This is a genomic window from Acinetobacter sp., assembly GCF_039596015.1.
Classification (GTDB): domain Bacteria; phylum Pseudomonadota; class Gammaproteobacteria; order Pseudomonadales; family Moraxellaceae; genus Acinetobacter.
Genome location: NZ_JBCNKN010000016.1, coordinates 43,381 through 49,407 on the forward strand (window position 1 = coordinate 43,381; position 6,027 = coordinate 49,407).

6 protein-coding genes and 2 tRNA genes are annotated in these 6,027 nt (G+C 40.7%); 5 read left to right on the plus strand and 3 right to left on the minus strand.

The window, feature by feature from the left end; translation table 11 throughout:
- Positions 1-24: 24 nt before the first annotated feature.
- From ABDV70_RS12235 to ABDV70_RS12245, 3 genes are all read left to right on the plus strand, one after another.
- Entirely contained in the window at positions 25-1,428 is a 1,404-nt protein-coding gene (locus ABDV70_RS12235; RefSeq protein WP_343598106.1) for an ATP-binding protein, read from the plus strand.
- 269 nt (positions 1,429-1,697) lie between these two features.
- Positions 1,698-3,188 carry an acetyl-CoA hydrolase/transferase family protein gene (locus tag ABDV70_RS12240; protein WP_343598108.1) on the plus strand — a complete coding sequence of 497 codons (1,491 nt, stop codon included), beginning with the start codon at positions 1,698-1,700 and terminating at the stop codon, positions 3,186-3,188.
- A 128-nt stretch (positions 3,189-3,316) separates the two neighbouring features.
- Positions 3,317-3,736 carry a GNAT family acetyltransferase gene (locus ABDV70_RS12245; RefSeq protein ID WP_343598110.1) on the plus strand — a complete coding sequence of 140 codons (420 nt, stop codon included), beginning with the start codon at positions 3,317-3,319 and terminating at the stop codon, positions 3,734-3,736.
- A 74-nt stretch (positions 3,737-3,810) separates the two neighbouring features.
- On the opposite strand, the gene ABDV70_RS12250 is transcribed toward ABDV70_RS12245, so the two are convergent.
- From ABDV70_RS12250 to ABDV70_RS12260, 3 genes are all read right to left on the minus strand, one after another.
- Positions 3,811-3,886, minus strand: a tRNA-Phe gene (locus ABDV70_RS12250).
- 135 nt (positions 3,887-4,021) lie between these two features.
- Positions 4,022-4,097: transfer RNA gene (locus ABDV70_RS12255), tRNA-Phe, on the minus strand.
- An 85-nt stretch (positions 4,098-4,182) separates the two neighbouring features.
- A complete protein-coding gene (locus ABDV70_RS12260; RefSeq protein ID WP_343598112.1) occupies positions 4,183-4,575 on the minus strand; it encodes an acetyl-CoA sensor PanZ family protein in 393 nt (130 codons plus the stop codon).
- Positions 4,576-4,660: 85 nt separating this feature from the next.
- Between ABDV70_RS12260 and hisB the strand changes: the two genes are divergently transcribed.
- Positions 4,661-5,254 carry an imidazoleglycerol-phosphate dehydratase HisB gene (gene hisB, locus ABDV70_RS12265; protein WP_343598114.1) on the plus strand — a complete coding sequence of 198 codons (594 nt, stop codon included), beginning with the start codon at positions 4,661-4,663 and terminating at the stop codon, positions 5,252-5,254.
- Positions 5,254-5,871 carry an imidazole glycerol phosphate synthase subunit HisH gene (gene hisH, locus ABDV70_RS12270; protein ID WP_343598116.1) on the plus strand — a complete coding sequence of 206 codons (618 nt, stop codon included), beginning with the start codon at positions 5,254-5,256 and terminating at the stop codon, positions 5,869-5,871. Before hisB ends, hisH begins: the two co-directional genes overlap by 1 nt.
- The last annotated feature ends 156 nt before the right edge of the window (positions 5,872-6,027 follow it).

A 6,027-nucleotide genomic window follows, 5' to 3' on the forward strand; every position in this document is an offset into this window, starting at 1 on the left:
TGAAAAAACTGACAGGAATAATGTGTGGAACTTGACCCTATAGATCCGAAAGAACTGGTAGATTCCTCGGGTTATTACGCAAAATCACGAACATCAGCCGAGCGCTTTTTAGATAAACTTAAACCTCGCTCTGCGGCAATGCGTACCACCATTCTGGTTGGATTTGTGGTCAGTTTCAGCTTATTTATGTCACTTTGGTTTTTCTGGCGAACTCTATATTTACCAGAAATTCAACAACATGCTCGCTATTTAGCGATTGAACTCGATTTTATTCAAAACAAAAATATTCAGATTGTTTCAGGCAATAAAACTGTCAATATTGGCGACTGGCTAAAAAATCGTTTAGGTGTCGAATATATTACAGATCCTGAACGCTATCCTGCCGTCAAAGAAAAACTCATTGCAGACTTTTTTACCGACCGTATTGAAAAACGCTTAGCGCAAGAAATCCAAGCAGACCGTCACGATGTCACGGTTTTCTTTAAGTTTAAGCCAACACCAAGCATCTGGATTCAAACGCCACAAATGCACGGGCATTGGATGCGTGAACCACTTAACACCTATGCAAACTATAGTACAGAACTGATTTTTGGTTGGCTTTTGGGCGTGCCTATCATTGCTTCCATTATTATCTTAACCTTGGTTCGCCAACTCAACCGCCCACTCAAACGTCTACAAAATGCAGCAAATAATTATAGTAATACAGGCAGAGCCCCTTTTTTAACAACCAACCACGGCCCTCAAGAAATCCGAGAAGTAAATCAGGCTTTTAATCATATGGTTTACACACTGGATCAGGCTGCAAAAGACCGCCAAATTATGCTGGCGGGGATTTCACACGATTTACGTACCCCATTGACCCGCATCCGTTTAACAGCAGAAATGCTCCCTGATGAATTCTTACGTGAAGGGCTAATTTACGATGTCGATGATATGGATGCCATTTTGAACCAATTTATTTCCTACATGCGGGATGGCTCAGACGAAGAACTGTCTGAAACCAATATCAATAGCTTATTGCAAGAATTAATCATTCAATTTAAGCCATTAGACATTCGCTTCGAACCACAAGAACTCCCCATCATTTGGGCAAGAAGCCTGTCACTCAAACGCATGATTGGTAACTTGATCAATAACGCTAAACGCTATGGTGCTGAACCGATTGAAATTTCAACTTCTGTTGAGAATAAAAAATTAAAAATCTGTGTAGCAGATCATGGACAAGGTGTTCCAAATGATCAAATCGAAGAACTAATGCAACCTTTTGTTCGTGGCGATGCTGCCCGTACTATTCAAGGTAGTGGTTTGGGATTGGCAATTGTCAAACGAATTGTGGATATCCATCAGGGAGAGCTCATCTTGCACAACCGCGAACAAGGTGGCTTTGAAGCGATTATCTGCCTGCCAATTCAGCTTAAAAAAGATTAAAATTCTCATCATTTAAAAATTAAACCTTTTTCTATAATGTCCTATTTTCAATACATAGGACATTTTTTTGATCCCTAAAAAAGTTTAATCCATTTTTAAAAAGATATTTTTACCTTATTTTTCATTAAACTACAAAAACATCATTCAATTTAATATCAGTATTTATTTTAAAAATTAGACCTTAGCCTAACAATGATGCATTTTCTCTTTGGCAGCGAGTAAAATCGCCAACGTATAACTTAAAAATCCATTTTTTGAGAGTAGAACACATGTCATTAGATCGTATTCGCTTAGCTTCATTACATGATAAAGTCATTTCAGCTGAGCAGGCAGCAGAACTAATTCAAGACGGAATGACAGTAGGGATGAGTGGTTTTACTCGTGCTGGTGAAGCAAAAGCAGTACCTTTAGCTTTGGTTGAGCGCGCAAAAACAAATCCTTTAAAAATTGCCTTAATTACAGGCGCAAGTTTGGGTAATGACCTAGACAAACAACTGACTGAAGTTGGAGCACTCGCGCGTCGTATGCCGTTTCAGGTAGACAACACCTTACGTAAAGCCATCAACAATGGTCAGGTGATGTTCATTGACCAACATTTATCTGAAACTGTTGAACAGATGCGTAACCTGACGTTAAAGCGTCCTGATATTGCGGTTATTGAAGCAGTTGCGATTACAGAAGATAACCTACTTATCCCGACAACCTCTGTAGGTAACTCTGCAAGTTTTGTTGAGTTTGCAGATAAACTTATCATTGAAATTAACACCGCAGTTAGCCCCGAGTTTGAAGGCTTACACGATATCTATACACCAGAATCACGCCCAAATCGTGGACCAGTTCCATTGATTCATGCTGATGACCGTATTGGTGAAAAAGGGATTAAATTTGACCCTGCGAAAGTCGTTGGTATCGTGTTTAACGATTTACCAGACTCACCTTCAAACGTCACAGACCCAGATGATGAAACTCAAGCGATTGCGAACCACCTTATCGCCTTCTTTGAAAAAGAAGTGGCAGCAGGTCGTTTACCGAAAAACCTTGGACCACTTCAAGCAGGTATCGGTACCATTGCCAATGCGGTATTAACAGGCTTTAAACATTCAAGTTTTGAAGATTTGGTGATGTATTCTGAAGTACTCCAAGACTGTACTTTTGAACTCATTGATGCTGGAAAAATGAATTTTGCCTCTGGTTGTTCAATGACACTTTCAACAGAATGTGGTAACCGTGTTTTTGGCAATCTTCAAAAATATAAAGATAAATTTATCTTACGTCCTCAAGAAATTTCAAACCACCCAGAAGTGGTTCGTCGTTTAGGTATTATCGGCATCAACACTGCGCTTGAATTCGATATCTACGGCAACGTCAACTCAACACATGTTGGCGGCACTAAAATGATGAATGGTATTGGTGGTTCAGGCGACTTTGCCCGTAATGCGCATTTGGCGATCTTCGTAACCAAATCAATTGCAAAAGGTGGCGACATTTCATCAGTTGTACCAATGGTTGGCCATGTTGACCATACTGAACACGACACTGATATTTTGGTGACTGAACAAGGTTTGGCGGATTTACGTGGTTTAGCGCCTCGTGAACGTGCGCGCGTGATTATCGACAACTGTGCACACCCAGACTACAAAGATGCATTAAACGACTACTTTGATCGTGCATGTGCAAAAGGTGGTCATACCCCTCACCTTCTTAAAGAAGCAGTGGAATGGCACACCAACTTTGAAGAAACAGGAAAAATGTTGCCATAATTGAGCCATCATTTTCCAAAGGGCATATCGTAAAATATGCCCTTTTTTATTTCTAAAAAAATACTTATCAACTTGCTGCTTTTGTTTTATTGTACAAACAACGCTCAATAACAATCATCAAAAATGCCATGTTTATCATTCGCCCATTTCAAGAAACTGACATTGAAGATTTAATCAACCTATGGGAACTCTGTGGTCTTTCACGCCCGTGGAATAACCCTGAAATTGATATTTTCCGAAAAGCCCAACAACATGACCATTTATTTCTCATTGCGGTTAAAGACGAAAAACTGATTGCATCCATTATGGGTGGGTATGATGGTCATCGTGGTTGGATTCATTATTTGGCAGTACATCCTCATCATCAGCGTTTAGGCGTTGCTACAGCGCTCATACAGCAAATAGAGAAGCGTTTAATTGCCTTAGGCTGCCCGAAAGTACAACTTTTGGTACGCCAAGAGAATTTATCTGTTTTAGGTTTTTATGACCAGCTCGGTTATGAAGAAGTAGAAGCGATTTGTTTAGGTAAGCGCTTAATCGCAGATTAGTTCTAATTCAAACAATCATGCTACTTTGGCGCATAAAAAAAGCCCCAAAGTTAAACTTTAGGGCTTTTTGAATATGGTGGCGGGACCCAGGATCGAACTGGGGACACACGGATTTTCAATCCGTTGCTCTACCGACTGAGCTATCGCGCCGATGTGGTGTATTAAGCCTGAACTCGAGGAAAGAGTCAATCCCAAAATACTGTTTTTAAATCATTTGTCTATTGTTTAAACAAAAAAAATCCCTGATGGGATCAGGGATTGAAAACACAAATACGGTTTTGAATATGGTGGCGAGACCCAGGATCGAACTGGGGACACACGGATTTTCAATCCGTTGCTCTACCGACTGAGCTATCTCGCCAATGGGGCGTATTAAACACTCTAATATTAAGTAGGTCAAGCGTTAAATCGACTTTTTAATTACACATGATCACTTTTAGGTCAAATTATCCTGAAATTGATCCAATTTTACCTAAACGCAGTAAATTGTGATGAATTGCCATACATCCCGGAACAAAATGCTGGACGTTTTTTGCTTCTTCCATCCGACAGACTTCACTTATTAAACGCTCCGCAACGCCACGCCCCCGATTTGCAGGATGCACAACAATATATTGCAGCTTTTTTTCTTCTCCTGTTCCTGTACACCAAATTGCACCAATAATGCGTGTGTTAAATTCTGCGGTATAAAGTAATGTATACTGTGCAAGTGCCTGTTGTAATTGTGCTATTGCAGTCGCTCCATCTGGAAATTCTGGGCTACTGCTGTACAACCGCTCAAGTTGGTCACGTATCTTTTCTTCATCTATAGAAGTATAGGCATGTACGGTAATAGGCATTGATTAACCCTCCTGAGCAAATTAATATGCTGTTTGTTTAACAGCTGTTTTATATCAAAATCGACGTTTTTTGAGGAATGTGTCTATGACGCAACGTATCAGTGAAGTGGTCAGAAATACCAACGAAACCAAAATTCGAGTTCGCGTGAACCTCGATGGTACAGGTCAAGGCACATTAAACACTGGCGTCCCATTTTTAGATCATATGATAGACCAAATCAAGCGACATGGTTTGTTTGATATCGATATTCATTGTGATGGTGATTTGGAGATTGATGATCACCATACTGTTGAAGATTGTGGCATTACGCTCGGCCAAGCCTTTGCACAGGCATTGGGCGATAAAAAAGGCATTCGTCGTTATGGGCATTTTTATGCACCGCTTGATGAATCGCTCTCTCGTGTTGTCGTTGATATTTCAGGTCGTCCGGGTTTATTTATGGACATTCCTTTTACTCGCGCCCGTATTGGCACTTTTGATGTAGATCTATTCTCTGAGTTTTTTCAGGGCTTTGTAAATCACGCGCTTATGACTTTGCATATTGATAATTTAAAAGGTAAAAACAGCCATCACCAAATTGAGAGTGTATTTAAAGCCTTTGCCCGTGCATTACGCATGGCATGTGAACAAGACCCTCGTGCAGCAGGAACCATTGCATCTACCAAGGGGAGCTTATAATGACACGTATCGCCTTGTTAGATTATGGCATGGGGAATTTACACTCTGCTGCCAAAGCGCTTGAATATGTCGGTGCAAAAGTTGATGTAACCAATGATCCAAAACTAATTGCTCAAGCCGATAAAATTGTTTTTCCCGGTGTGGGTGCGATGCGTGACTGTATACAAGGCATGCAAGAAGCAGGTATTGATGACGTGATACGTCAGGCCGCATTTAACAAACCTGTTTTGGCGATTTGTGTCGGTATGCAAGCATTACTCGAACGCTCTGAAGAAAATGGCGGCAGCGACGCGCTGGGCATTTTTAAGGGACTGGTTAAACGCTTCCCTGATATTGAAGGCTTAAAAGTACCGCATATGGGCTGGAATCAAGTGCATCAACAAGACCCAAGTCATCCAATGTGGAAAGATATTCCACAAGAGGCGCGTTTTTATTTTGTACATAGTTTCTATGTCGAGCCTCAAGATCAAAGCATTGTGGCAGCCACCTGTAACTATGGTTTAGAGTTCTGTACTGCAATTCATAAAGATAATTTATTTGCAACGCAGTTCCACCCTGAAAAAAGTCACACTGCAGGTTTGCAGTTGCTGAAAAACTTTGTGGAATGGGATATTTAATTTATTCAATTTAGCCCACACATTGTGGGCTCAGACTGCTGACAAAGGTTGTTCCCACAAGGACAACCTTTTTCTATAATGGAAAGATGCTGAAATCTAACTCGACCCAACAAGAAATTGAGATGGTGACACTCGATAGCCTCGTGCCCAAAGATC